At 65.8% G+C, this 23,358-nt stretch carries 23 protein-coding genes; 11 read left to right on the top strand and 12 right to left on the bottom strand.

Annotated elements, in window-relative coordinates; all coding sequences use genetic code 11:
• Positions 1-73: 73 nt before the first annotated feature.
• Positions 74-994, top strand: a complete 921-nt coding sequence (locus tag ACX0MV_RS18815) for a histone deacetylase family protein (protein WP_458984026.1) — start codon at positions 74-76, stop codon at positions 992-994.
• 20 nt (positions 995-1,014) lie between these two features.
• Here the strand turns inward: ACX0MV_RS18815 and ACX0MV_RS18810 are convergent, their stop codons facing one another.
• Together ACX0MV_RS18810 and ACX0MV_RS18805 are read right to left on the bottom strand one after the other, a co-directional pair.
• Complete coding sequence (locus tag ACX0MV_RS18810) at positions 1,015-1,341, bottom strand: protealysin inhibitor emfourin (protein ID WP_458984025.1); 327 nt, start codon at positions 1,339-1,341, stop codon at positions 1,015-1,017.
• Complete coding sequence (locus tag ACX0MV_RS18805) at positions 1,338-2,405, bottom strand: M4 family metallopeptidase (RefSeq protein WP_458984225.1); 1,068 nt, start codon at positions 2,403-2,405, stop codon at positions 1,338-1,340. Before ACX0MV_RS18805 ends, ACX0MV_RS18810 begins: the two co-directional genes overlap by 4 nt.
• A 185-nt stretch (positions 2,406-2,590) precedes the next feature.
• Between ACX0MV_RS18805 and ACX0MV_RS18800 the strand changes: the two genes are divergently transcribed.
• Both ACX0MV_RS18800 and ACX0MV_RS18795 read left to right on the top strand, forming a co-directional pair.
• The gene (locus tag ACX0MV_RS18800) at positions 2,591-3,835 is read left to right on the top strand and encodes a TIGR03862 family flavoprotein (protein ID WP_458984024.1); all 1,245 of its coding nucleotides are present in this window, start codon (positions 2,591-2,593) and stop codon (positions 3,833-3,835) included.
• 152 nt (positions 3,836-3,987) lie between these two features.
• The gene (locus ACX0MV_RS18795) at positions 3,988-5,388 is read left to right on the top strand and encodes a choice-of-anchor Q domain-containing protein (protein WP_458984023.1); all 1,401 of its coding nucleotides are present in this window, start codon (positions 3,988-3,990) and stop codon (positions 5,386-5,388) included.
• A 3-nt stretch (positions 5,389-5,391) separates the two neighbouring features.
• On the opposite strand, the gene rhlE1 is transcribed toward ACX0MV_RS18795, so the two are convergent.
• The 3 genes from rhlE1 to ACX0MV_RS18780 form a co-directional block, all read right to left on the bottom strand.
• The gene (gene rhlE1, locus ACX0MV_RS18790; RefSeq protein ID WP_458984022.1) at positions 5,392-6,726 is read right to left on the bottom strand and encodes an RNA helicase RhlE1; all 1,335 of its coding nucleotides are present in this window, start codon (positions 6,724-6,726) and stop codon (positions 5,392-5,394) included.
• 329 nt (positions 6,727-7,055) lie between these two features.
• Positions 7,056-7,673 carry a 3'-5' exonuclease gene (locus tag ACX0MV_RS18785; protein ID WP_458984021.1) on the bottom strand — a complete coding sequence of 206 codons (618 nt, stop codon included), beginning with the start codon at positions 7,671-7,673 and terminating at the stop codon, positions 7,056-7,058.
• Positions 7,674-7,675: 2 nt separating this feature from the next.
• Entirely contained in the window at positions 7,676-8,155 is a 480-nt protein-coding gene (locus tag ACX0MV_RS18780) for an NYN domain-containing protein (RefSeq protein WP_458984020.1), read from the bottom strand.
• A 75-nt stretch (positions 8,156-8,230) separates the two neighbouring features.
• Between ACX0MV_RS18780 and ACX0MV_RS18775 the strand changes: the two genes are divergently transcribed.
• Both ACX0MV_RS18775 and ACX0MV_RS18770 read left to right on the top strand, forming a co-directional pair.
• A complete protein-coding gene (locus tag ACX0MV_RS18775; protein ID WP_458984019.1) occupies positions 8,231-8,821 on the top strand; it encodes a cysteine hydrolase family protein in 591 nt (196 codons plus the stop codon).
• Between the two features lie 36 nt (positions 8,822-8,857).
• The gene (locus tag ACX0MV_RS18770; protein WP_458984018.1) at positions 8,858-9,529 is read left to right on the top strand and encodes a YciC family protein; all 672 of its coding nucleotides are present in this window, start codon (positions 8,858-8,860) and stop codon (positions 9,527-9,529) included.
• 12 nt (positions 9,530-9,541) lie between these two features.
• On the opposite strand, the gene ACX0MV_RS18765 is transcribed toward ACX0MV_RS18770, so the two are convergent.
• Positions 9,542-10,387, bottom strand: coding sequence for an SDR family oxidoreductase (locus ACX0MV_RS18765; RefSeq protein WP_458984017.1), 846 nt, complete (start codon positions 10,385-10,387; stop codon positions 9,542-9,544).
• Positions 10,388-10,786: 399 nt separating this feature from the next.
• On the opposite strand from ACX0MV_RS18765, the gene ACX0MV_RS18760 reads away from it, so the two are divergent.
• On the top strand, positions 10,787-11,536 hold the full coding sequence (locus ACX0MV_RS18760) for a substrate-binding periplasmic protein (protein ID WP_458984016.1): 750 nt from the start codon (positions 10,787-10,789) through the stop codon (positions 11,534-11,536).
• A gap of 16 nt (positions 11,537-11,552) precedes the next feature.
• On the opposite strand, the gene hrpB is transcribed toward ACX0MV_RS18760, so the two are convergent.
• Entirely contained in the window at positions 11,553-14,102 is a 2,550-nt protein-coding gene (gene hrpB / locus ACX0MV_RS18755) for an ATP-dependent helicase HrpB (protein ID WP_458984015.1), read from the bottom strand.
• Positions 14,103-14,244: 142 nt separating this feature from the next.
• Here hrpB and ACX0MV_RS18750 point away from each other — a divergent pair, with 142 nt between their 5' ends.
• The 4 genes from ACX0MV_RS18750 to ACX0MV_RS18735 all read left to right on the top strand — a co-directional run bounded on the left by ACX0MV_RS18750 (position 14,245) and on the right by ACX0MV_RS18735 (position 17,033).
• Positions 14,245-14,664, top strand: a complete 420-nt coding sequence (locus tag ACX0MV_RS18750; protein WP_458984014.1) for a polyribonucleotide nucleotidyltransferase — start codon at positions 14,245-14,247, stop codon at positions 14,662-14,664.
• Positions 14,665-14,744: 80 nt separating this feature from the next.
• Entirely contained in the window at positions 14,745-15,635 is an 891-nt protein-coding gene (locus ACX0MV_RS18745) for a cation diffusion facilitator family transporter (protein WP_458984013.1), read from the top strand.
• A gap of 544 nt (positions 15,636-16,179) precedes the next feature.
• Entirely contained in the window at positions 16,180-16,659 is a 480-nt protein-coding gene (locus ACX0MV_RS18740; RefSeq protein WP_458984012.1) for an Lrp/AsnC family transcriptional regulator, read from the top strand.
• A gap of 170 nt (positions 16,660-16,829) precedes the next feature.
• Entirely contained in the window at positions 16,830-17,033 is a 204-nt protein-coding gene (locus ACX0MV_RS18735) for a DUF2788 domain-containing protein (protein ID WP_458984011.1), read from the top strand.
• Between the two features lie 174 nt (positions 17,034-17,207).
• Here ACX0MV_RS18735 and ACX0MV_RS18730 read toward each other — a convergent pair whose 3' ends face one another.
• Complete coding sequence (locus ACX0MV_RS18730) at positions 17,208-17,774, bottom strand: pseudouridine synthase (RefSeq protein ID WP_458984224.1); 567 nt, start codon at positions 17,772-17,774, stop codon at positions 17,208-17,210.
• A 214-nt stretch (positions 17,775-17,988) separates the two neighbouring features.
• Here ACX0MV_RS18730 and ahr point away from each other — a divergent pair, with 214 nt between their 5' ends.
• On the top strand, positions 17,989-19,023 hold the full coding sequence (ahr, locus tag ACX0MV_RS18725) for an NADPH-dependent aldehyde reductase Ahr (RefSeq protein ID WP_458984010.1): 1,035 nt from the start codon (positions 17,989-17,991) through the stop codon (positions 19,021-19,023).
• 62 nt (positions 19,024-19,085) lie between these two features.
• Here ahr and amn read toward each other — a convergent pair whose 3' ends face one another.
• The 4 genes from amn to ACX0MV_RS18705 all read right to left on the bottom strand — a co-directional run bounded on the left by amn (position 19,086) and on the right by ACX0MV_RS18705 (position 23,346).
• Positions 19,086-20,567, bottom strand: coding sequence for an AMP nucleosidase (gene amn, locus ACX0MV_RS18720; RefSeq protein ID WP_458984009.1), 1,482 nt, complete (start codon positions 20,565-20,567; stop codon positions 19,086-19,088).
• A gap of 76 nt (positions 20,568-20,643) precedes the next feature.
• Positions 20,644-20,970, bottom strand: a complete 327-nt coding sequence (locus ACX0MV_RS18715; protein WP_458984008.1) for a DUF3703 domain-containing protein — start codon at positions 20,968-20,970, stop codon at positions 20,644-20,646.
• 88 nt (positions 20,971-21,058) lie between these two features.
• Positions 21,059-22,708, bottom strand: coding sequence for an acyl-CoA dehydrogenase family protein (locus tag ACX0MV_RS18710; protein ID WP_458984007.1), 1,650 nt, complete (start codon positions 22,706-22,708; stop codon positions 21,059-21,061).
• The gene (locus ACX0MV_RS18705; RefSeq protein WP_458984006.1) at positions 22,705-23,346 is read right to left on the bottom strand and encodes a TetR/AcrR family transcriptional regulator; all 642 of its coding nucleotides are present in this window, start codon (positions 23,344-23,346) and stop codon (positions 22,705-22,707) included. The genes ACX0MV_RS18710 and ACX0MV_RS18705 overlap by 4 nt, the downstream gene beginning before the upstream one ends.
• Between the last annotated feature and the right edge of the window lie 12 nt (positions 23,347-23,358).

Genomic DNA, 23,358 nt, shown 5'->3' with positions numbered 1-23,358 from the left:
CTGCCGCTGGCCGGCCTTGAGCGCAGACGGGCGCCAGCGCCATACTCGGGCGCTGCCCTCAGAGCTTTATTCTATGCGCCTGCCGCTGGTCTATCACGACGACTACAGCCCGCCCTTCCCGGCCGAACATCGCTTCCCCATGGAGAAATTTCGTCTGCTACGCGACCACCTGGTGGCCAGCGGGCTGACCAGCGACGCCGAGCTGCTGCGGCCTGAACTCTGCCCCAGCGAGATTCTCCGCCTGACCCACTGCCCGGCCTACATCGAGCGCTTTCGCAGCGGCGAGCTGGCCCATGAGGAACAACGCCGCCTGGGCTTGCCCTGGAGCGAGGCACTGGCCCGGCGCACGGTGCGCGCGGTCGGTGGCTCGCTGTTGGCGGCCGCGCAAGCCTTGCAGCATGGCCTGGCCTGCCACCTGGCGGGCGGCACCCACCACGCCCATTACGATCACCCAGCCGGCTTCTGCATCTTCAACGACCTGGCGGTGATTAGCCATTACCTGCTGCAAAGCGGCCAGGCGCAGCGCGTGCTGATCTTCGATTGCGATGTGCACCAGGGCGATGGCACCGCCCGCCTGCTGGCCGACACCCCAGAGGCGATCACCGTATCGCTGCATTGCGAAAAGAACTTCCCCGCACGCAAAGCCGACAGCGACTGGGACATCCCGCTGCCGATGGGCTTGGGCGACACCGACTATCTGCAGGTAGTGGATGAGGCGCTGAACTACCTGTTACCGCTGTACCAGCCCGATATCGTGCTGTACGACGCCGGCGTGGACGTGCACCGGGACGACGCCCTGGGTTACCTGCAGTTGACCGACGCCGGCATCGCCGCCCGCGACGAAGCGGTGCTCAACCATTGCCTGGGCCGCGATATTCCGGTGGTCGGGCTGATCGGCGGCGGCTACGACAAGGACCGCCACGCCCTGGCCAGGCGCCATGGCCTCCTCCATCACAGCGCGGCCAAGGTCTGGCAGGCGCGCGGACTCGGCTGAGTTATCGCCCGCTCGATGCGTCAGAGCACCTCGCCCTTGTCCCACAGCCGCACCAGGTCGCCGGGGGCCTCGTTCTCGGGCACCTGGATAACCAGTTCATCGTCTTTTTCATCCTGCCGATAGCGCAGTTCGATTCGATAAAAGCGCTGATCGCCGCGCCCGGTTGTGGCGTTATTGGCCAACGGCAAACAGCCCTCCAGCACTGAGCAGATCTGCCCACGCTGGTGTTCGTCGCACTCGGCAAATTCGATTTCACGTGGCCGGCTCAACGCCTGGATCGCCGCCACGCCACCCTGTCGCGACAGGCGCACGACCGCGTCGCTGCCCAGTTCAGGTAACCGCTTCATAACCCTTCCTCATCAAGGTTTACACCAACCCCGGCCCAGCCCTGCTCGACCGCACGCGCTTCGCTGGCCAGGGCGCCAAAGCGTGCCTTGGCATTTTCGACAGTCAGCCTGGCGAACGCGGAGAAATCCGCATCGTTGGCCAGGCGCTTGTCGCAGAGTGTGTCATACCAGATGCGCCCGGCCTTTTCCCAGGCGTATCCGCCCATGGTGGTCGCCGCGAGATAGAAGGCGCGGTTGGGAATGCCTGAGTTCAGGTGCACGCCGCCGTTGTCCTCACGGGTTGTGATGAAGTCACGCATGTGCGCCGGCTGCGGGTCCTTGCCCAGCAAAGGGTCATCGTAGGCGGTGCCAGGGTTCGCCATCGAGCGCAGCGCCACGCCATTGACCTTGTCGGTCAGCAGGTCGGCGCCGATCAGCCAGTCCGCCTGGTCCACCGTCTGCCTGCGGGAAAACTGCGTGGTGAGCACCCCGAACACGTCGGACACCGACTCGTTCAGCGCGCCGGACTGATTGAAATACACCAGCCCGGCTTCGTGCTCGGTCACGCCATGGGCCAGTTCGTGGGCGACCACATCCAGCGAGCGGGTAAAACGGTTGAAGATCTCTCCGTCGCCGTCGCCGAACACCATCTGCGCGCCATTCCAGAAGGCGTTCTCATAGCCTTCGCCGTAATGCACGGTACCGACCAGGGCAAGGCCCTGGTTATCGATGGAGTCGCGGCCGAACACCTGCCAGAAGAAATCATGGGTAATGCCCAGCGCATCGTACGCCTCGTCGACGGCGGCATCGCCACTGGCGGGCTGGCCTTCGACGCGCACGGCCACGCCCGGCAGCTGCATCTGGCCCTGGGCGTCGTGAATGCTGCGCTGCGGCTGGCCGGGTTGACCGCGCCCCGGCTCCATTGCCTGCGCCCGGCGGTGCGGCAGCCCATGGTCGGCGCGCAAGCTGCGCACATGGGTCAGGGTGCCCAGGGCGAATGAGCGCTGGCGCTGCGTACCGTGGTCGATGATGCGATCGAGAATATAAGGCGGGATGAATCCATACAGCGAATCCTGAGCATACATGGGAGCGTCCTTCTGCTTGAGCGCGCCACCGCGGGCGATGGCACCGATACTGTTGTGATCGATTCGCGCCGTCTGGGTTTCTTCCATCGCGATTTTTTCTTTGTGCGCGACCAGGCCGCTGTCGCGCAAAACCGGCGAACGCCCTCAGGTAGAATGCGCGCTCGCCCACCAGCCCCCTGCCGACCATGACCAACGCCTCTCGCCCGCCTCTGTATCGCGTCGCCATCATTGGCGGCGGCCCCGCCGGGCTGATGGCCGCCGAGGTATTGGCCCTGGCTGGGGCCAGCGTCGAGCTGTTCGACGCCATGCCCTCGGTGGGGCGCAAGTTTCTTCTCGCAGGCGTCGGCGGCATGAACATCACCCACTCGGAAGCGCAGGACGCCTTTCTCTCGCGCTACGGCGAGCGGCGCGAGGCAATCGCCCGACTGCTCGCCGACTTCGACGCCGACGCCCTGCGCGGCTGGATTCACGGGCTGGGCATCGACACCTTTGTGGGCAGTTCCGGCCGCGTGTTTCCCTGCGATATGAAAGCCGCCCCGCTGCTGCGCGCCTGGCTCAAGCGCCTGCGCGAGCATGGCGTGGCGATCCATACCCGCCATCGCTGGCTGGGCTGGAGCGCAGGCGGCGCCCTGCGCATCGCCTCGCCCGCCGGCGAAATAAGCGTGACGGCTGACGCCACCTTGCTGGCATTGGGCGGCGGCAGCTGGGCTCGGTTGGGGTCGGATGGCGCCTGGGTGCCACTGCTGCAGGCGCGCGGTGTCGCCATCGCAGCGCTGCAAGCAAGCAACTGCGGTTTCGAGGTCGCCGGCTGGAGCACGCTGCTGCAGGACAAATTCGCCGGCGCGCCGCTGAAGAACGTCACCCTGGCGCTGGCCGACGGTGCTCCGCGCCAAGGCGAATTCGTCCTCACCACCACTGGTGTCGAGGGCAGCCTGGTTTATGCGCTGTCTGCAGCCATTCGCGAAGCGATCAACCAACACGGCAGCGCCACTGTCCACCTCGACCTGTTGCCCCACAGCAGCCACGCCAAACTGCAAGCTGCCCTGAGCAAGCCCCGCGGCGCCCATTCGATGGCCAAGCACCTGCATCGCCAGGTCGGCATCGACGGGGTCAAGGCGGCGCTGCTGCACGAACTGACGCCGGCCGCACATTTTCACGACCCGGCCCTGCTGGCGACTGCGCTGAAAGGGCTGCCACTGACCTTGGTGAAACCGCGGCCGCTGGACGAGGCGATCAGCAGCGCGGGCGGCATACCCTTCGAACAGCTGGATCAACAGTTGATGCTGCAAGCCCTGCCCGGCGTGTTCTGCGCCGGCGAAATGCTCGACTGGGAAGCGCCGACCGGCGGTTACCTGCTGACCGCCTGTTTCGCCAGCGGCCGGGCGGCGGCCCTGGGCCTGTTGGCCTGGCTTGAGCAGCAGCTCGGCTAGCACCTGCGATCCTCTTCACAGCTCGCTGACCAACGTCAAGGGGGCCATGGAACCTCTGCCAGGCGCCCCGGGTCAGTAGCTGGCGAATCTCGTTTCTGAAAGCGGAAGCCCTGCCTTCTCCGCCAGACATCCAACCTGTGTGGAGAGCCATCATGCCCATTCATCGTTCATTCCTGTGCCTCAACGCCGTTGCGCTTTGCCTGTTCACTGGCGCGCTACAGGCGGCCGACCTGCGCATCACCACAATGGCCGACGACCACGACGGCTTCTGCGACGCCCACTGCTCGCTGCGCGATGCGGTCAGCGCCGCCAATCGCGAGCCAGGGCCGGACCTGATCCGCCTGCCTGCGGGCAATTTCGTGCTGAGTCGCCTGACCGACTTCGGCGAGCCGGAAATCCGTTACGACGAGGATGCCAACCTCAACGGCGACCTGGATGTCGTCGACCACCTCACCATCCGCGGCGCCGGCCGCGAGCTGACCCGCATTCGCGGCATCGACCCGACGCAACCGCCCTATCGCAACGATCGCCTGCTCGAGGTGCTGAGTGGCGCAACCCTGCACCTGCAGCACCTGGCACTGGAGGACGGCCGCACCGCCTTCAACGGCGCCGCGGCGGAGAACCACGGGCACCTGCGTTTGCAACAGGTGCGGGTGCAGGGCAACCGCGCCGCAACCATCAACCCGACCTACCGCGAGATGCCCGGCGAGGAAGGCTTCCGCTACGGCCAGGGTGGCGGCATCGCCAATTACGGCACGCTGGAAGTCTATTCGTCGGACTTCGTCGACAACCACTCCCGCGGCGACGACGTCAATAACATCGGGCGCGGCGGCGCGATCTTCAACCGCGGCAGCCTGCTGCTTCGTGACAGCAACATTCGCGACAACAGCGCCTCGGACGAGGCCGAGCGCTCTGCTGGGTCCGGCATCTATAACAATGGAGTCGCCGACATTTCCCGCAGCGCCTTCGTTGGCAACAGCGGCTCGGAAGGCGGTCGCGGTTTCGCCATCGCCAACGACGGCCAATTGAAGCTGACCAACAGCACCCTCAGCGACCATATCGGCACCGGCGGCGCACTGAGCAACGGCTACCACGCCAACCCACCGAGCATCAACGCCAGCGCCACCCTGATCAACGTCACCATCGCCAACAACAACGGCTACGGCGTGCAGAACACCGGCGAGCTGCTGATTCGCAACAGCCTGATTGCGGGCAACCTCGGCTTCTTCGGCGACGAAGTGACCAATTGCCGCAACAATGGGCCGCGCTACCGCTACCAGGCCATCGGCCTGGTGATGAACAGCGAACCGAGCAACTGCAGCGCCGACCTGTACCTGCCCTTCGAGCAGACCTTTACCCGGCTGATTTACCCACTCGCCGACAACAACTCGACGGTGCCGAGCCATGCGCTGCGCAAAGGCAGCCTGGCGGTGGACAGCGGAGTGGGTTCCTGCACCGCCCACGACCAGCGCCGCCTGACTCGCCCGCGTGACGGCGATGGTGACGGTGTCGCCCGCTGCGACCTGGGCGCCTACGAACGGGCCAAGCCGTAGCGCTTAACGCTTCTTCGGCGTTGGCCTGGCCGGCGCGCCCAGGCTCGGCACCTTGCGCACCGCCTTGACCGCTGGCGCCGTGGGTTCGTCGGTTTCCAGCCAGCGGCCAAGGCTGCCTTTGCCGCCGCCGACCACTTTCGGCTTCTTGGCCTTTTTCGGCTTTTTTGTCACCTGGCCACCGGGCAGGGTTTGCGGCACGCGGTGGTCGGGAATGAAATCGGGCTCGTCGATGCGCTGCAGCACCTGCTGGGTCAGGGCCTCGATCGCTGCCAGGTGCTGCACCTCGTCGGCGCAGACCAGAGACACCGCCTGCCCGCTGGCGCCAGCACGGCCGGTGCGACCAATCCGGTGCACATAGTCTTCGGCGACAATCGGCAGGTCGAAGTTGACCACCAGCGGCATGTCGTCGATATCCAGGCCGCGGGCTGCCACGTCGGTGGCCACCAGCACCTTCACCTCACCATCCTTGAACCGCTGCAGGGCGCGCAGACGGGTGGCCTGCGGCTTGTCGCCGTGGATCGCATCGGCGCTGATGCCGTGGCGCTGCAGCTCGGCCTCCAGCTCATCGACACCCTTGCGGGTTTTCACGAACACCAGCGCCTGGCTCCAGCGCTTGGCCTGGTACAGGTGCAGAAACAGCTCGCTCTTGCGCTTCTTGTCGACCGGGATCAGCCACTGCTTGACCGACTTGGCCGCGGCGTTGCGCGGGCTGACTGCGATGCTCAAGGGGTCGCGCAGCATCTCGCTGGCCATGGCGCGGATGGCTTCGGAGAAGGTCGCGGAGAACAGCAGGGTCTGGCGTTTTTTCGGCAGCGCGGCGAACACGTCCTGCAGCTCGCGGGCAAAACCCAGGTCGAGCATACGGTCGGCTTCATCCAGCACCAGCACCTGCAGCTGGTTGAACTTGACCGCGTTCTGCCGGTACAGGTCGAGCAAACGCCCAGGGGTGGCGACCAGCACGTCGAGGCCCTTGCGCAGCTTCATCATCTGCGGGTTGATGCTCACGCCGCCGTACACCGCATAGCTGCGCAGTGGCAGGTGCTGACCATAGGTCAGAAAGCTCTGCTGCACCTGTTCGGCCAGCTCGCGGGTCGGCACCAGCACCAGGGCCCGCACCGAGTTGCTGGTTACCTGCGGGCCTTCCATCATCAACCGCTGCAACAGCGGCAGGGCGAAGCCGGCGGTCTTGCCGGTGCCGGTCTGCGCTGCAGCCATCAGGTCGCGGCCCTGCAGGATCGGTGGAATGGACTGGGCCTGCACCGGCGTTGGAGTCTGGTAATCAAGGCCGTCGAGGGTGCGCAGCAGGGGCTCGATCAGGCCGAGGGAAGCGAAAGTCATAGGGGTAACCAGCGAGGCAAATAGGCGGATGCGCGCAGTTTACCTTGCCCGGCGCCGACCATCGCGTTTCTGTTGCGAGGCTGGTTGCCGGCAGCCCGAAAGCAATCCGGGGAATTGCGTAGCTGCAAATCGCTCCTGGGTTGCAGCGGACCTTCGACAGCGTAGGGCGGACATGCCGTAGCTTGCCTGCCATCTCGGGGCCAACGGTGGACAAGGCTTCGCATATCCACCCTACAAAAGCGATACCTGCCCCGATAGGTCTTGGCGGTGCCCTTAGAGAAGCGGCCTTGGTTGGGGTTGGCGATGGCGATGGCGATGGCCAGAGCCTGCTAACACCCACGCACCCGCTGCAGCGCCTGGGCCATTTTGGCGGCGGGGACTTTTTGCAGGTTGCACAGCAGGTCGTGGGACACCGCGCCGAGGCCATGGCGCTCGCGCAACAGCGCAGCCATGAAGCAGGTCAGGTTGGCCGCCATTTCCGCATCGGCCAGCGCCCGGTGCGCCTTGCCGGTATCGGGCAGGCCGGCCCAGCGGTTGAGGTTGCCGAGTTTGTGGCTGGGCGCGAGCGGTAGTAGCCGGCGCGACAACAGCAGTGAACAGGCGAAGGGTTGCAGCCGACGCCGCCGAATCAACGCCAGCTCGGCGTCCCAGAACTTCTGATCGAACGAGGCGTTGTGCGCCAGCAGCGGAATGTCGCCGACGAAATCCGCGACCTCGTGCATCACCTGGGCGGCCGGTGGCGCATCACGCAGCATGGCATTGCTGATGCCGGTGAGCTGCTCGATGAACGGCGGCACCCAGGCGCCGCTGTTCATCAGGCTCTGGTAACGCGCGACGATCTTTCCGCGCTCGACGATGACCACGCCGATTTCGGTCGCGCGCGCCTGCTGCGCCGGGGACATGCCGGTGGTTTCGAAGTCGAGCACGGCAACGGGATGGTCGAGCACGCTCAGTTCCTCAGCAGCAGGTCGCCGTCGATCGGCACGTAGCGGCTGGCGGCGCGCACCAACGATTGCGCGGTCAGCCCCGGCACACCATAGGCCACCGCTTCGACGCCTTGGCTGGCGCGGATCTTGTCCAGCAACAGATCGAAGTCGCCGTCGCCGGACGCCAGCACCACCTGATCGACACGCGGCGCGGCGTCCATGATGTCGATGGTGATGCCCACGTCCCAGTCGCCCTTGGCCGAGCCATCGCTGCGCTGGATGAACGGCTTGAGCTTCACGGTGAAGCCGAGGTTGCGCAGGATCTGCTGAAACTGCTGCTGCTTCTGGTCGCCACGGTCGATGGCATAGGCGTAGGCCTCGACGATCTGCCCGTGCTGGCTGATATCGGCCCACAGCGCGGCATAGTTGAAGTGGCAGCCATAGGCCTGGCGCACGGTGTAATAGAGGTTTTGTACGTCGGCGAATACGGCAATTTTCTTCACCGGGAATCCTCGGCAGGCGGATGACGCGTTAAAGTCGGCGTGCAGTATGCCAGCCACGAGCCCAGGACTGTCGAAATGCCGAATACCGATAACCGCCCATCACCGCCTGCACTGCTGATCATCGACATGCAGCAGGGCATCCAGCGGGTCAGCCAGCCGCGCAACAATCCCCAGGCCGAGACGCAGATCGCCGCCCTGCTCGCCCGCTGGCGTCACGCGGGCTGGCCGCTGGTGCATATTCGCCATATCTCGCGGCAGGCCGAGTCGGTGTTCGCACCGGGCCAGGACGGCGTGCTCTTCCAGCCGGCACTGGCGCCATTGCCCGCAGAGGCGGTGTTCGAGAAGAACGTCACCGATGCCTTCACCCACAGCGGCCTGGAGCGCTGGCTGCATGCGCGCGGTATCCGGGCGCTGGTGATCGTTGGCGTCGCCAGCGAAAATTCGGTCGAAGCCACCGCACGCAGCGCCAGCAATCTGGGCTTCGCCACCCAGGTGGTGGCGGATGCCTGTTACACCTTCGCCAAGCTCGACTATGCCGGCCGCCCGCGCAGCGCCGAGGACGTGCACGACATGGCCATGGCCAACCTGCGCGACGAATACGCGGAGGTGGTGGACAGCGCCGCGCTGCTCGCAGCGCTGTTTGGAGCCGGCACAGCGATCCGCTAAAGTGGCGGCCCGCCGAATCGAGCGTGATCACCGCTTATGAATGTCCTCCATGTGCTGCGCGACGCCTGGTACTTCTTCAGCCACAACCTGCTGGCGATCGCCCGGCTGTGCCTGCCGCTGATCGTCCTCGAGGCCGTCGTGCAGCACGTCGTGCAGCATCAGTTTGTGCCGGCCGATGCGGACGAATCGCTGGCGCTGTACCGAATTCTGCTGGGGCTGCTGTTCTACCCGCTGTACACCGGTGCACTGATCCTGTTTCTCGATGCGCGCAGCGGCGGCCAGGCGGCTTCACCCCGTGACCTGCTCGCCGCCAGCCTGCGCCTGTGGCCGGCGTTCGCGGTACTCGCGGGCGTCAGCACCCTGGCGATCCTGTTCGGTGCGGCCTTGTACGTGCTGCCGGGGCTGTGGGTCATGATCAAACTGGCGTTCGCCGAGTTCTTGCTGGTGTTGCGCGGCGCAACGCCCTGGCAGGCACTGCGCGGCAGTTTCGAGATGACCCGTGGTTACTTCTGGCCGATGCTGCTCTGCGTGCTGAGCGTGGCGGTGCCGCTCTGGCTGTTCGACGGCTGGGTGCAGCAGAGCGACCTGGCAGTGGCGAACCCCGTGCTGGATCTGGCGCTGAGCAGCCTCAACGGCTTTCTCCAACTGTTCAGCACCGTGGTGCTGTTTCGCCTGTTTATGCTGCGCAGCGCCCTGCCTGCCGCGTGATTATCGGCCTGATCAGATACGGCCGGCCTGGGTCGGTTTGAGCCCCGACAGGCGCGGCAGCATCACCCGCTCGAACAGCCGCGGGAAGAACCGCGCCAGCAGCCGTGCGCGCCAGCCGACATTCGACAGCACCAGCAACCGTCGCCGCCTCAAGGCACCGAGGTAAATTGCCTCCGCCACATCCTGGGGCGACGCGACCTTGCCCATGGCCAGCGGCGGCTGGCCAGCCACCGAACCGTCACCGACCAGGGCGTTCTTGCGCAGGTCGGTGGCAGTGAAGCCGGGGCAGACCAGCATCACATTGACCCCGGCGCCCTTCAGCTCATAACGCAGGGTTTCGAACAGACCATGCAGCGCATGCTTGCTGGCGTTGTAAGCGCTGCGGTAGAGCAGCGGGGCGAAACCGGACAGCGAACTGAGCACGATCACCTGCCCCCCGCGGGCCAGCAGGCTGGGCAACGCAGCCTGGGTACAATGCAGCGCGCCAAAATAGTTGACGGCCATGATTCGCTGGAACACCGCCAGGTCGGTTTCGGCAAAGCCGCTGCGGTGGGTGATGCCGGCATTGTTGACCAGCACGTCGATACCGCCGAAGCGCTCCACCGCCAGCGCCATGGCGCGCTGCACTGCTTCGGCATCGGCCACGTCGCAGACCAGGCCGAGGGCTTCGGCATTGTGGTGATCGGCCAGGTGCTGGACCAGGCCGTCCAGCGCCTGCTGCTGCAGATCGAGAATCACCAGGCGCGCCCCGGCTTGCGCCAGGCGAACTGACAGCGCCCTGCCGATACCGGCGCAGCCGCCAGTGATCACCACCACCTTGCGATCAAATACCTTGTTGGTGAATACCTTGCGATACATAACGACCCCGCGCTGCCGACGACCAAGCCCTTACTACAGCCTGTAATGGCCGCCATCGCAACACCAGGCCATTTATCCAGAGCTTTGACTTCGTAGGGTGCGCCGCGCGCACCAATACCAACACCAATACCGGAGCGTGGTGCGCACGGTCTAAGCGGCCCCGCGCACCCTACCTTTGCGGTCGCTGCACACAACGTCACGCTTATCCAGGTGCGCCATGCAACACGCTATTGGGGCAGAGCTTTATCCAAGGGGTAAACCGCGCCGACGAACACTGGCATGGCGACGCGCGGCCAGGCTGACTCGCAGATTCGCCTGGACAAGAACAATGGCCCTTCGCCATGCTTGCCTTTATGACGATTTCATTACGATAGAACGGCCCACAGAGCTGCTAACCAATTGACGCGAAACTTATTTTGCCTGGTGCTGGCTTCACTGCTTGGCGTTGGCACAAGCCACGCCGACACCGGTGATCATGCGGCCGCGCCGATCATCCAGGTCGGCTTCTACGAGTTTGCCCCCTACTCCTACAGCGACAGCCAAGGCCGTCCGCAAGGCGCCATTCTGCAGCTGACCCAACGCTTGCTGGAGCACGCCGGCTACCGCGTGCAGATGCGCTCGTACCCCAGCGCCCGCCTGTACAGCGGCCTGCGCGATGGCGGCATCCATATCTGGCCGGGCGCACCGGGCAAAGTCGAGTTGTCCGAACACACCATCGAGACCCGCACCCAGGTCGGTGAGATCGCCCTCAACCTGTATTTTCGCCGCGGCGACCTGCTGCCACGCATTCCCGAAGACCTGCATGGACAGGACCTGATCCTGATCACCGGTTACACCTACTGGCAGCCGATCAACGTGCTGATCAACGACCCCGCGCGGGGGATCAGCCAACATCGCACCAGCACCCATACCGCCGCGCTGGAAATGCTCCAGCGCCATCGCGGGGATTTTCTGCTCGACTATCAGACCCCGGTGGAACAGGCGCGCCAGCACCTGAACATGGCCGAGCTGCCATTCGTGCAGCTGCAGCGGCTACCACTGAAACTGATCGTTTCGCGCCACGCGCCCGATGCGCTTACCCTGCGCGACGACCTCGACCGGGCCTACCGCGAGCTACAAGCGGCGGGCGTCGACCTGAGCCTGCCATAGCCGCTGTCGGCGCCCGTTATTTGCGCGGTTTGGCGCGCGCCGTGGGTTCGGCGATCAGCGGGTCGTCCGGCCAGTAGTGCTTCGGATAACGCCCCTTTAGGTCCTTTTTCACGTCGGCGTAGGTGCTGCGCCAGAAGTTCGCCAGGTCCTGGGTGACCTGCACCGGGCGCCGCGCCGGCGACAACAGATGCAGCTTGACCACTTGCCGGCCGCCGGCGATGCGCGGCGTCTCGGCCAGGCCGAACAGTTCCTGCAGGCGCACCGCCAGCACCGGCGGCTGCTCCCTGTAATCCAGGCCGATGCGCGAACCGGACGGCACCTGCAGGCTGCGCGGGGCCAGTTCGTCCAGGCGCTGTGGCGATGGCCAGGGCAATAGGTTGTGCAACAGGCTAGGCAGATCGAGATTGGCGAAATGGCTGAGGCGCGTGACCTTGGCCAGATAGGGCTGCAGCCAGTCTTCCAGCGATTGCAGCAGGGCCGTATCGCTGACATCCGGCCAGTCGCTGCGGGCCTGGCTGTGCAGGTCAAGGTCGCGCAGCAGGGCCACGCGCGCCTGCCACTGGCGCAGTTCCGGGGTCCAGGGCAACAGCGCCAGGCCCTTGCGCCGCACCAGGCCGAGCAGGGCGCGGCTGCGCGTTGCCTCATCCAGCCCGCTCAGCGGCTCGCGGCTCAGCACCAACTCGCCCAGCTTGCGTTGGCGTTCGGCACGCAGCACGCCCTCGCGCTCGTCCCATTCGAGTTCCTCATGCTGGCTGATCTGCTCGGCCAGCACGCTGTCGAACAGCAACGGGTCGAGATCGGCGGCCAGGTAGATGCGCTCCTCGCGCTGCCCCTGCCGACTGCCCAGTTCGGCCAGTACCAGCCACTCGTGCTTCATCAAGGCATCGGCTTCGCCGAACAAGGCCGCGCGGCCATTGGCCAGACGGTATTCGGCGCTGCCAGCGCGGCGCTGCTGGGCTACCCGGTCCGGGTAGGCGAACGCGAGCAAGGCACCAAGCCAACGCGGGTTTTGCGGGTCGGCCACCGGCATGCTGACGGGCTGATACTTGAGATAACCCTGAAACTGCCGGGCCAATTGCCGCGCCCGTTGTACGCCGCCGTGGGCGGCATTGCGTTGCTGGCCACGCGGCGCCTTGCTCTCGCCGGACAGCAGCACCAGACGGCTGTGCAGATCGGCGCCCGCGCCCTTGAGGATGTCCCGCTCGCCCAACAGCGCCGCCAGATCGCAGGCCAGCGGGCCCAGCCCCAGCGCCTGCCCGCGCAGTAATAGATGGGCAATGCGCGGATGGGCGGGCAGCTCGGCCATTGCGCGGCCATGGTCGGTCAGCGACCCACGCCCATCCAGCGCGCCCAGGCGCATCAGCAGATCCGTGGCCTGGGCGTAGGCCGCGGCGGGCGGCGGATCGAGCCACATCAGCTCGTCCGGGGTCACGCCCCAGCGCGCCAGTTGCAGTGCCACGCCGGCCAGGTCGGCCTGGAGGATTTCCGCCGCGCTGAAGGCGGCGAATTGCTCGTGCTGCGCCTGCGACCACAACCGATAACAGGCGCCCGGCTGCAAGCGCCCGGCCCGGCCGGCGCGCTGGGTCGCCGAGGCGCGGGAGATGCGCTGGGTGTCCAGGCGGGTCATGCCGCTGCCGGGATCGAAGCGCGGTACCCGCGCCAGGCCCGCGTCCACCACCACACGCACGCCATCGATGGTCAGGCTGGTCTCGGCGATATTGGTCGCCAGCACGATCTTGCGCATGCCGGCAGGCGGCGCCTCGATGGCGGCGCGCTGGGCGCTCAGGTCCAGCTCGCCGTGCAGCGGGCAGAGCCGGACATCGGCGCGCCCGCCCAGGCGTTCGGCCAGTTGCTCATTGACTCGGCGAATCTCCGCCTGCCCCGGCAGAAACACCAGCAGGCTGCCCGGCTCGTCATCCAGTGCCTGCAGCACCGTCTGCACCACCTTGGGTTCGAGCCACTCACCGGGTTGGAAAGGCGCGCCCCAGCGCTGCTCGACAGGGAACATGCGGCCTTCGCTGCGCAGCACCGGCGCATCATCCAGCAGCGCAGCCAGGCGCTCGCCCTCCAGGGTCGCCGACATCAGCAGCACCTTGAGCGGCGGCTCGCCGGAATCCTCACCGCGAAACATTGCCCGGCCGTTGAGGCACAGCGCCAACGCCAGATCGGCATCCAGGCTGCGCTCGTGGAACTCGTCGAAGATCACCAGGCCGACGCCTTCCAGTGCCGGGTCGTCCTGCAGCCGCCGAGCCAGAATGCCTTCGGTCACCACTTCGACGCGAGTGCGCGGCCCCACCTTGCTGTCCAGACGAATGCGATAACCGACGGTCTCGCCGACCGCCTCGCCCAGCTCGCTGGCCAGACGCTCCGCCGCGGCGCGGGCCGCCAGCCGGCGCGGCTCGAGCATGATGATGCGCTGTCCGGCCAGCCATGGTTGATCAAGCAGGGCCAGCGGCACGCGGGTGGTCTTGCCGGCGCCGGGTGGCGCCTCCAGCACCGCTTCGTGGCGTTCGGCCAAAGCAAGGCGTAGGGCGGGCAACAGGGCATCAATCGGCAGGGAATTCATGGGCTCTCCATTCAGGCCGGCGATTATAGCGGCGAACTGCCAGCCCGCTTTGCGGGTCCTAGTTCAAGTCACACCACGGCGCAGCGGTTTTGCCATAGCCGGCTTGCTATAGTTGCGCCCCCTTTCAGCCCAGAGGTGTCCAATGCGCATGCACTCCCGCGTTATCGGTGGCGTACTCGCCGTCTCCCTGCTCACCCAGCTGACCGCGTGCGGCACGCTGTTTTTCCCGGACCGCCGCGGCCAGATCGAAGGCCGCATCGACCCGGTGGTCGCGGGCCTCAATGCTATTGGCATTCTGTTCTACGTCATCCCCGGCTTGATCGCCTTCGGTATCGACTTCGCCACCGGCGCGATCTACCTGCCAGGCGGCCTGAGCGCGCAAGTCGACCCACAGGATCTGCAGAACCTGGTGGACGCCGACGGCAAGGTCGACAACGCCAAGCTCAAGGCGCTGATCGAACAGAGCACCGGCCATAGCCTGCCGCTCGACGATCCACGCCTGATCCAGCACAACGGCGACGTGCAACAGCTCGCCGCCTACGGTCTCAAGCCAGCCGCTTGATCTCGCTGCGCCGCGCCACAGCCTCGGCGCACGCTCGCGGGTTGCGACTCGGCAACCCGCTTTAAGCCGCCGGGAGCGCCATGGATATCCTGCCGCAGCACGCCCGCCTGATGCGCCTCGCCACGGTCGCCGCCCTCGCGGTGGCGCTGACCCTGGCGCTGGCCAAAGCGATTGCCTGGTGGGCGAGCGGCTCGGTGAGTCTGCTGGCTGGGCTGACTGACTCACTGCTCGATGGCGCCGCCTCGCTGCTCAATTTGGCGGCCGTGCACTACGCGCTGCGCCCGGCCGATAACGATCATCGCTATGGTCACGGCAAGGCCGAAGCCTTGGCCGGGCTCGGTCAGGCACTGTTTATTGCCGCCAGTGCGGTGCTGGTGGCAAGCCACGGCGTGGCGCGGCTGCTCGATCCACAGCCACTGGGCGCGCCCGGGCTAGGCATCGCGGTGATGCTGCTGTCGCTGGTACTGACCCTTGCCCTGCTGCTGTTCCAGCGCCACGTGGTGCGCCTGACCGGCTCCACCGCAATAGGCGCCGACTCGCTGCACTACCGCTCCGACCTGTTGCTCAACCTCAGCATTCTGCTGGCGCTCGGCCTGGCCAGTTACGGCTGGGAACGGCTGGATGCGTTTTTCGGCATTGCCATCGCGTTCTACATCCTGTGGAGCGCCATCAGCATCGGCCGTCAGGCGGCCGCCGTGCTGATGGACAAGGAACTCGACCCGGCCATCAGCGCGCAAATGCATGCGCTGGCGTGTGCGATACCGGGCGTGCTCGGCGCCCACGACCTGCGTACGCGGATTTCGGGGACCCAATGGTTCGTGCAGATGCATATCGAGCTACCCAACGACCTCAGCCTGGCCGAAGCGCATCGCTTGTGCGACCAGGTCGAAACGGCGATCCGCACGCAGTACCCGCGCGCCCAGGTACTGGTGCACGCCGACCCGGAAGAAGTCGTCAAACACGCGACCTGAACGCCAATGCCCTCAATAAGATGGGCCAATCGACCGTTGAGGCCAGCCTCAACGTAGGGTGCGCCATGCGCACCGATAAACGCGCAAGCCGGTGCGCATAGCCTGGGCGGCCCCGCGCACCCTACAACTCTGGGACTTGCCCGGCAGGGACAATGCAACCCTCAACCCGTAGGGTGCGCCATGCGCACCGACAAACGCGCAAGCCGGTGGACACAACACATTCAAAAGCCAAACAAAAAAGGGGGGCCTTGCGGCCTCCCCTCGGGAAAACTGTCCTGTGCTGGCAATGGTTTGCCGCTTTCATCGCGCGCCTGGTTGGGCAGTGCGGACCCGGATGCCGTGACGGTCTGGTAAGACCGGCGGCGCTGGCTGGCCTGATTGGGCGAGCCGGGTGGACGTGCTGTCCGGGCCGTGAAACTGAGGTAAAGCTTAGCCCTGGGTGCGGGACGAAAGATTGCGAATATTGCGCAGAAATTCTCTTGTTGCGCAATTTTTCACTTATCCAGCATCATCAACAGCAAGCCAAATAGAAAATCGGTAGAAAATGAACAAGCTTGATCGTTACGACCTGAACATCCTCGCCGAACTGCAGCGCGACGCCACCCTGTCCAACCAGGACCTGGCCGAGCGCATTGGCCTGTCGCCCTCGCCCTGCTCGCGCCGAGTCAAGCAACTGGAGGACGACGGCTACATCCTTGGCCAGGTCGCCCTGCTGGACCGGAAAAAACTGGGCCTGAGCCTGACCGCCTACGTATTGATCGGCATGGACCGGCATACGCCTGAGCGCTTCGAACATTTCCAGGAGCAGATCCGCAAATGTCCGGAAGTGCTCGAATGCAGCCTGGTGACCGGCATGGACGCCGACTACCAGCTCAAGGTGGTGGTGCCGGACATGGACCACTACCAGAAACTGCTGCTCGGCACCCTGACGCGCATCGAAGGGGTGTCCAGCGTGCGCTCCAGCTTCGTGCTGCAGCAGATTCTCTCCAGCACCCAGTTGCCGCTGCAGCATCTGCGCAGCTGAGCGGCGCTGACAAACCGCCCCGCGCAGGTATAATCGCCAGCCTATCGCTGTGCCAACGCGTGCCCCGCCATAACAGCCTCGCGCTGCAATAACAACAAACCGCACCGCCCGCCTTCCCGTCACGCCTCGGCCTGACGGCGCAGCCCGTTTTGCAGCCAGTCGAGGTAAAGATGGAACCGCAAGTGTTCGAAGAGCTGATGATGACCGTGCTGGTTGGCGGCCTGGTGCTGTTCATGGCGTTTATCGTCTGGGACCTGGCGAAGAAATCCAAGGCCGGCCGCTTCGGCAGCATGATCCTGTTTCTCGCCCTGGGGCTAGGCGTCCTCGGCTTTATCATCAAGACATTTGTGATCGCCGGGCTGGAAGGCATTTAGCAGGCCGTTGAAAAACGTAGGCGAGGCAGGCAAGACAAGGCCTAGGCGGCCCCGCAAAAACAGGCGAGGAAGCGGAGTTTACGTGCTGTAAATGAGCATTCCGAGACGCCGAGTCCCGGCCTGTTTTTTACGCAGTATTGCCAACGTAGGTAGTTTTTCAACGGCCTGCTAGCGCTACAGGCGCGCTTCGACTTCCCTCCACTCGCCAGGCTGCAGACCGTCCAGGCTCCAGGGACCGATGCGTACGCGCACCAGACGCAGGGTCGGCAAGCCCACCGCTGCGGTCATCCGCCGGACCTGGCGATTGCGCCCTTCACGAATCACCAGTTCCAGCCAGGCCGTCGGGATGCTCTTGCGAAAACGCACCGGTGGGTTGCGCGCCCACAGTTGCGGCTCCTCAAGCAGCCGCGCCTCGGCTGGCAAGGTCGGGCCATCGTTCAGCTCCACACCCTTGCGTAACCGCTGTAGCTGTTCAGCCGTCGGCTCACCTTCCACCTGCACCCAGTAGGTTTTCGCCAGCTTGTGCTTGGGGTCGGCGATACGCGCCTGCAGGCCGCCATCGTTGGTCAGCAGCAACAGCCCTTCGCTGTCACGGTCCAGCCGCCCGGCCGGGTAAACCCCTGGCACCGCCACGAAGTCCTTCAGGGTCGCGCGACCCTGCTCGTCATTGAACTGGGTGAGCACGTCGAACGGCTTGTTCAACAGCAACAGGCGCGGTTCGGCGGGCGGCGCTTTGGCCACCCGACGCGGCGCACTGGGCGCGGGACGGCTGGCCGGGGAACGGGGCGATGACGGGGGGCGAGGCGGGCGCGGCATGCAGGCATCCGGGGGCGGCAATTAGGCGTGCCAGTGTAACCGAGGCCAACCTTCGGCTATCAGCCGGACTTATCCAGGCGTATTTTCTGCGTCGGGACGGCTATGCTGGCGGGGTCCTGTAACCCGCGAGGCAATTGCGATGAGTTCGTCCGAATCCGTAGTCGATACCTTCACCGGCTGGGCCGCCAAAGCGCCTGGCGCGCCACTGGAACCGCACAGCTATGACCCGGGCCCGCTGGGCGCCGAAGACGTCGAAGTGGCGGTGGAATACTGCGGCATCTGCCACTCCGACCAGTCGATGATCGACAACGAGTGGGGCAACGCGCGCTACCCGTTCATTCCCGGCCATGAGGTGGTTGGCACCGTAGTGCGCCTCGGCCCGCAGGCGCGTGGCCTGAAGCTCGGCCAGCGGGTCGGCATTGGCTGGTACAAGGGCAGCTGCATGCATTGCAGCTCCTGCATGGAAGGCGCGCATCAGCTCTGCGGCACGGTAAAACCGACCATTGTCGGCAGCAATGGCGGTTTCGCCGACCGCTTGCGCAGCCACTGGGCCTGGGCCGTGCCGCTGCCGGATGGCCTCGACCCGGCGCTGGTCGGCCCGCTGTTCTGCGCCGGTTCGACGGTGTTCAGCCCGCTGCTGGATTTCGACGTGAAGCCCACCGACAAGGTCGGCGTGGTCGGCATTGGCGGCCTCGGTCACCTGGCGCTGGGGTTCCTCAATGCCTGGGGCTGCGAAGTCACTGCCTTCACCTCGTCCCTGAGCAAGCAGGAAGAAGCCAAGCGCCTGGGCGCACACAAAGTGGTGGCCTCGACCGACAGCGCGGCATTGAAAGCGATTGCCGGCAGCCTGGACTTCCTGCTGGTCACCGCCAGCGCCGACCTGGACTGGAACGCGATGATCGGCACCCTGCGCGGCAAGGGCCGACTGCACTTTGTCGGCATCGTGCCCAGCGCGATTCCAGTGCACGTGTTCAACCTGATTCCGAAGCAGAAGAGCCTGTCCGGCTCACCCGTCGGTTCGCCGGCGAATATGGCGAAGATGCTGGAATTCTGCGCACGCCATCAGATCCTGCCGCAGGTCGAGCATTTCCCCATGAGCAAGGTCAACGAGGCCATCGACCACCTGCGCAGCGGTAAGGCGCGCTACCGCGTGGTGCTGGATGCCAGCAAATAAGCTGAGCCGAAACAAAAAAGCCCGAGGCGCAAACCTCGGGCTTTTTTATGCAACACGAAGCGTTAGCGGAACGGCGGCTCGTCGAAGCTCCTCAGCTTGCGCGAGTGCAACGAGTTGAGCTGGCTGCGCAGCAAATCCAGCGCGGCGATGCCGATATGCAGGTGCTGGGTCACGGCGCGCTCGTAGAACGCACCCGCCGCGCCCGGCAGCTTGATCTCACTGTGCAGCGGTTTGTCCGAGACGCAGAGCAAGGTGCCGTAGGGCACGCGCAGGCGGTAGCCTTGGGCGGCAATGGTGCCGCTTTCCATGTCCACCGCCACCGCGCGCGACAGGTTGATCAGCGGGCGCTCCTGGGCCCAGCGCAATTCCCAGTTGCGGTCGTCGTAGGTCAGTACGGTGCCGGTACGCAGCCGCCGCTTGAGGTCGTCGCCGCGCTCGCCGGTGACCTGGGCGGCCGCTTCCTGCAGAGCCAGCTGCACTTCTGCCAACGCCGGCAGCGGAATGTGCGGCGGCAGCACGCGATCAAGGATGCCGTCGCGGCGCATGTAGGCGTGGGCCAGCACGTAGTCGCCGATGGTCTGGGATTGGCGGAGGCCACCGCAGTGGCCGATCATCAGCCAGCAATGCGGGCGCAACACCGCCAGGTGGTCGGTGATGTTCTTGGCGTTGGACGGGCCGACGCCGATATTGACCAGGGTGATGCCGTCGCCGTCTGCCGCCTGCAGGTGGTAGGCCGGCATCTGATAGCGGTGCCAGATCACGCCTTCGATGATCGCCTGCATCTCGCCTTCGGCCATGCCGCGCTCGACCACGATGTTGCCCGGCATGACCATGCGCACGAAGCGCGAATCGCCGACCAGCATGTCCAGCCCGTGGCGGATGAACTGGTCGACATAGCGGTGGTAGTTGGTCAGCAGAATCCACGGCTGCACATGCCGCCAGTCGCTGCCGGTGTAATGCACCAGGCGCCGCAGGGAGAAATCCACTCGCGCCGCATCGAACAGCGCCAGCGGCAACGGGTCGGTGTTTTCCCAGTCGTACAGGCCGTCGGCGGTGCCATCGGTTGCAGCAGACAGGTCGGTGCTGGGGAACACCCGCGCCAGCTCGCCCGCCGTCACGCCCGAGCCGGCCAGCTCGTCGCCCTGCTCGACCACGTAGGGGTAAGGGATGTTCTGCTGACTGACGCCAACCTCGACGCGCACGTTGAACTCACTCATCAGCGGGCGCAGCTGTTCCAGCAGGTATTTGCGGAACGCCGCCGGGTGGGTGACCGTCACGCTGTAGGTGCCCGGCACCTGCACCTTGGCATAGGCGCGCAGGGTGGTGGGCACCTCGCCCTGAGACAGGTAGGTCAACCGCAGTTCCGGGTAGCGGTATTGGCAATGCTCGCTCGGGTCCGGTTTGATGCGCTCTTTCAGGTAGCGCTTGAGCGCCTGGCTCAACGCCTCGGTGGCATGCAGATGCAGGGCGGCGAGACGGTCGACCGCGTCCTCTGCGCTGTTGGCGACAACGAAGTCTTCGGAACAAAAGCTCACGATAGGCATTCCTGGCTGAACGGAGAGGCTCTATCTTGCCCTGACCAGGGCGTTTTGGCATAGCTCCGCGGGTGCCCGACGCGAGCTACTTGAGCAACGCCTCGAGATCCGCCGGCAACGCCTGCGCCTTTAACGGTTCGACTCGGCGCGTACCTGGGTTGCCCAGGGGATACAGCCCCAGCAGCGAGCCCAGGCTGCCAGGCAGGCGCAGCAGTTGAGCCAGGCATTCCTTCCAGTCCCGCTGCCGCCAGGCCCAAGCGAGCAGCCACAGGTGGCTGCGCAGGTGTTCGCCAAACACCGGCTGGCCGAGAATATGGGCGCGCTCCAGGTGGTACAGCTCGGTCGCAGCGCTCAGTTCCCGCTGCATCCGCGCCTGTTGATATTCGTGCCAGAAAGCCTGTTGACGGGTCATGGTGCCGCTCCGTTTAGGGGTTCGCCAGCAGTCTGCAACTCGGGGGCGGCACCCAGGTCAAGCAGACCTGAGCTGAGTACCGCGCGAGTTACAGAAACTGCGGCGTGCTGCGCGCCAGCAGCGCCTCGACGTCCGCCCCCCGTGGCAGGGTGCCGTACACCCGCCCGCCCTGCTCCAGGCGGCTGCCGATAAAGGCATCGGATACCGTGGCGTCGCCGGCTTCCAGCAGCAGCTTGGCTTGCAGCGCGAGGGCGACGTCCTCGGTCAGCTGACGCGCGCGGTACTGGATATCGGCGGTGTCGCGAAAATCCGCCTGCAACCTGGCGATATGCGCTTTCAGGCGGGCATCGCCGTGGCCGTCGCCCAGCTCGCTGAACAAGGCATCGAGCACACCGGGCTCCTTCGACAGGGCGCGCAGCACGTCCAGGCACTGCACGTTGCCCGAACCTTCCCAGGTCGAGTTGACCGGCGCTTCGCGGTACAGCCGCGGCAGGATGGTGTCTTCGACATAGCCCGCACCGCCCATGCACTCGGCGGCCTCGTTGATCATCGCTGGCGCCCGTTTGCAGATCCAGTACTTGCCCACGGCCGTCACCAGGCGGGCGAACTTGTCTTCCTGTTCGTCATGCGGGTTATCCAGGGCCTTGCCCATGCGCATGGTCAGGGCTAGCGCGGCCTCGCTTTCCAGGGCCAGATCGGCCAACACGTTCTGCATCAGCGGCTGCTCGCTGAGCATTCGCCCGCCAACCTGACGGTGCGCGCAGTGGTGGCTGGCCTGGGTCAGCGCCTGACGCATCAGGGCACTGGAACCGACCATGCAATCGAAGCGGGTCAGCGCGACCATCTCAATGATGGTCGGTACGCCGCGGCCTTCTTCGCCGATCATCCAGGCCAGAGCGCCGCGGAACTCGACCTCGCTGGAGGCATTCGACCAGTTGCCCAGCTTGTTCTTCAGGCGCTGGATGTAGAACGCGTTGCGCGTGCCGTCCGGCCGATGGCGCGGCAGCAGGAAGCAGGTCAGGCCCTTGTCGGTGTAGGCCAGGGTGAGAAACGCATCGCACATGGGCGCCGAACAGAACCATTTGTGGCCGACCAGCTCATAGGCCTGGCCCGGCCCGCCGATGCCGACCGGGTGGGCGCGGGTGGTGTTGGCGCGCACGTCGGTGCCGCCCTGCTTCTCGGTCATGGCCATGCCGATGGTCGCACCGCTTTTCTGCTCAATCGGCAGGTTGCGTGGGTCGTACTGGGTCGAGAGGATTTTCGGCAGCCACTGCACGGCGATATCACCCTGCAGGCGCAGCGCGGGCACGCTGGCGAAGGTCATGGTCAGCGGGCAGCCGCTGCCGGCTTCGGCCTGGCTGTGCAGGTAGCTCATGGCAGCGCGTGCGACCTGGGCGCCGGCCCGCGGATCGGTCCAGGGCATGGACGGCAGGCCATGCTCGATCGCCGCGCTCATCAACTGGTGATACGCCGGGTGAAACTCGATCAAGTCGATGCGATGGCCGTAGCGGTCATGGCTCTTGAACACCGGTTTGTTTTCGTTGGCGAGAAAACCGGCGGCCATCAGCTCGCCGCCCGCCAGGGCGCCGTAGCCGTCCAGACGCTGCTCGGCCCAGCCGGCACCAAAGCGCCGCGCCCACTGCTGCAAGGGCAGGTCGAGGCGATACAGATTGGCGCCATCGAGCGGCGGCACCTGATTGAATACGTCGTGGGTTTCCGCGGGGAAATGCCCGTTCATGGCTGCACCTCTTCAGCGCCGACGGCGCGTAGACAGAATGTCACCAGGCCCTGACTGACCTGCTCCAGGTCCAGGCTGAGCTGCCCGGCCTCACGGGCGGCGCGGGCCGGCGGCGACAACGGACCGACCAGGGATTCGGCAATCGCGCCGACCAGGCAGGCGGCGACCAGATTGATCTGCTGAACGCGGAAGGCGCCGCTGGCGACACCCTCCTCCAGCAGCTCGACGAACAGCTCGGCGTAGGCTTCGCGATACAGCAATCGCTGCTCATCCACCTCGGCGTCGACCGGCTCGGCGATCAGGGCGAATGCGAGGCGGCGACTGTGCCAGGCGCGCCCGGCAAACTGGCGCAGCCCCTGGGCCAGGCGCGCGGCGGGGTGGCCAGGGCCGTGCAAGGCGTGCGCCAGTGCTTCGACCTCAAGGTGGCACGCGGCGGCGAAGACCTCGGCGGCCAACTCGCCCTTGCTGCGAAAGTGCCGGTACAGGCTGCCGGTGGCGATGCCGACATCTTCCGCCAGCGCCTGCATGGTCAGGGCGGCAAAACCGCCTTCGGTGACACGCGCCAGCGCGCATTCGAGGATGCGCTCGCGCAGCGCCTGGTCGCGGTCGACTCGTTCGGGGTTGGTACGGTAAGTCATACGCTGAATCCT

It is taken from the genome of Pseudomonas cistanchae (assembly GCF_054483635.1).
This window is presented reverse-complemented; position numbering and strand designations above follow the sequence as displayed.

Coding starts and splice junctions, on each gene's coding strand:
- ACX0MV_RS18815 (WP_458984026.1), top strand. CDS start 74: ATGCGCCTGCCGCTGGTCTATCACGACGACTACAGCCCGCCCTTCCCG.
- ACX0MV_RS18810 (WP_458984025.1), bottom strand. CDS start 1,341: ATGAAGCGGTTACCTGAACTGGGCAGCGACGCGGTCGTGCGCCTGTCG.
- ACX0MV_RS18805 (WP_458984225.1), bottom strand. CDS start 2,405: ATGTATGCTCAGGATTCGCTGTATGGATTCATCCCGCCTTATATTCTC.
- ACX0MV_RS18800 (WP_458984024.1), top strand. CDS start 2,591: ATGACCAACGCCTCTCGCCCGCCTCTGTATCGCGTCGCCATCATTGGC.
- ACX0MV_RS18795 (WP_458984023.1), top strand. CDS start 3,988: ATGCCCATTCATCGTTCATTCCTGTGCCTCAACGCCGTTGCGCTTTGC.
- rhlE1 (WP_458984022.1), bottom strand. CDS start 6,726: ATGACTTTCGCTTCCCTCGGCCTGATCGAGCCCCTGCTGCGCACCCTC.
- ACX0MV_RS18775 (WP_458984019.1), top strand. CDS start 8,231: ATGCCGAATACCGATAACCGCCCATCACCGCCTGCACTGCTGATCATC.
- ACX0MV_RS18770 (WP_458984018.1), top strand. CDS start 8,858: ATGAATGTCCTCCATGTGCTGCGCGACGCCTGGTACTTCTTCAGCCAC.
- ACX0MV_RS18765 (WP_458984017.1), bottom strand. CDS start 10,387: ATGTATCGCAAGGTATTCACCAACAAGGTATTTGATCGCAAGGTGGTG.
- hrpB (WP_458984015.1), bottom strand. CDS start 14,102: ATGAATTCCCTGCCGATTGATGCCCTGTTGCCCGCCCTACGCCTTGCT.
- ACX0MV_RS18750 (WP_458984014.1), top strand. CDS start 14,245: ATGCGCATGCACTCCCGCGTTATCGGTGGCGTACTCGCCGTCTCCCTG.
- ACX0MV_RS18745 (WP_458984013.1), top strand. CDS start 14,745: ATGGATATCCTGCCGCAGCACGCCCGCCTGATGCGCCTCGCCACGGTC.
- ACX0MV_RS18740 (WP_458984012.1), top strand. CDS start 16,180: ATGAACAAGCTTGATCGTTACGACCTGAACATCCTCGCCGAACTGCAG.
- ACX0MV_RS18735 (WP_458984011.1), top strand. CDS start 16,830: ATGGAACCGCAAGTGTTCGAAGAGCTGATGATGACCGTGCTGGTTGGC.
- ahr (WP_458984010.1), top strand. CDS start 17,989: ATGAGTTCGTCCGAATCCGTAGTCGATACCTTCACCGGCTGGGCCGCC.
- amn (WP_458984009.1), bottom strand. CDS start 20,567: ATGCCTATCGTGAGCTTTTGTTCCGAAGACTTCGTTGTCGCCAACAGC.
- ACX0MV_RS18715 (WP_458984008.1), bottom strand. CDS start 20,970: ATGACCCGTCAACAGGCTTTCTGGCACGAATATCAACAGGCGCGGATG.
- ACX0MV_RS18710 (WP_458984007.1), bottom strand. CDS start 22,708: ATGAACGGGCATTTCCCCGCGGAAACCCACGACGTATTCAATCAGGTG.
- ACX0MV_RS18705 (WP_458984006.1), bottom strand. CDS start 23,346: ATGACTTACCGTACCAACCCCGAACGAGTCGACCGCGACCAGGCGCTG.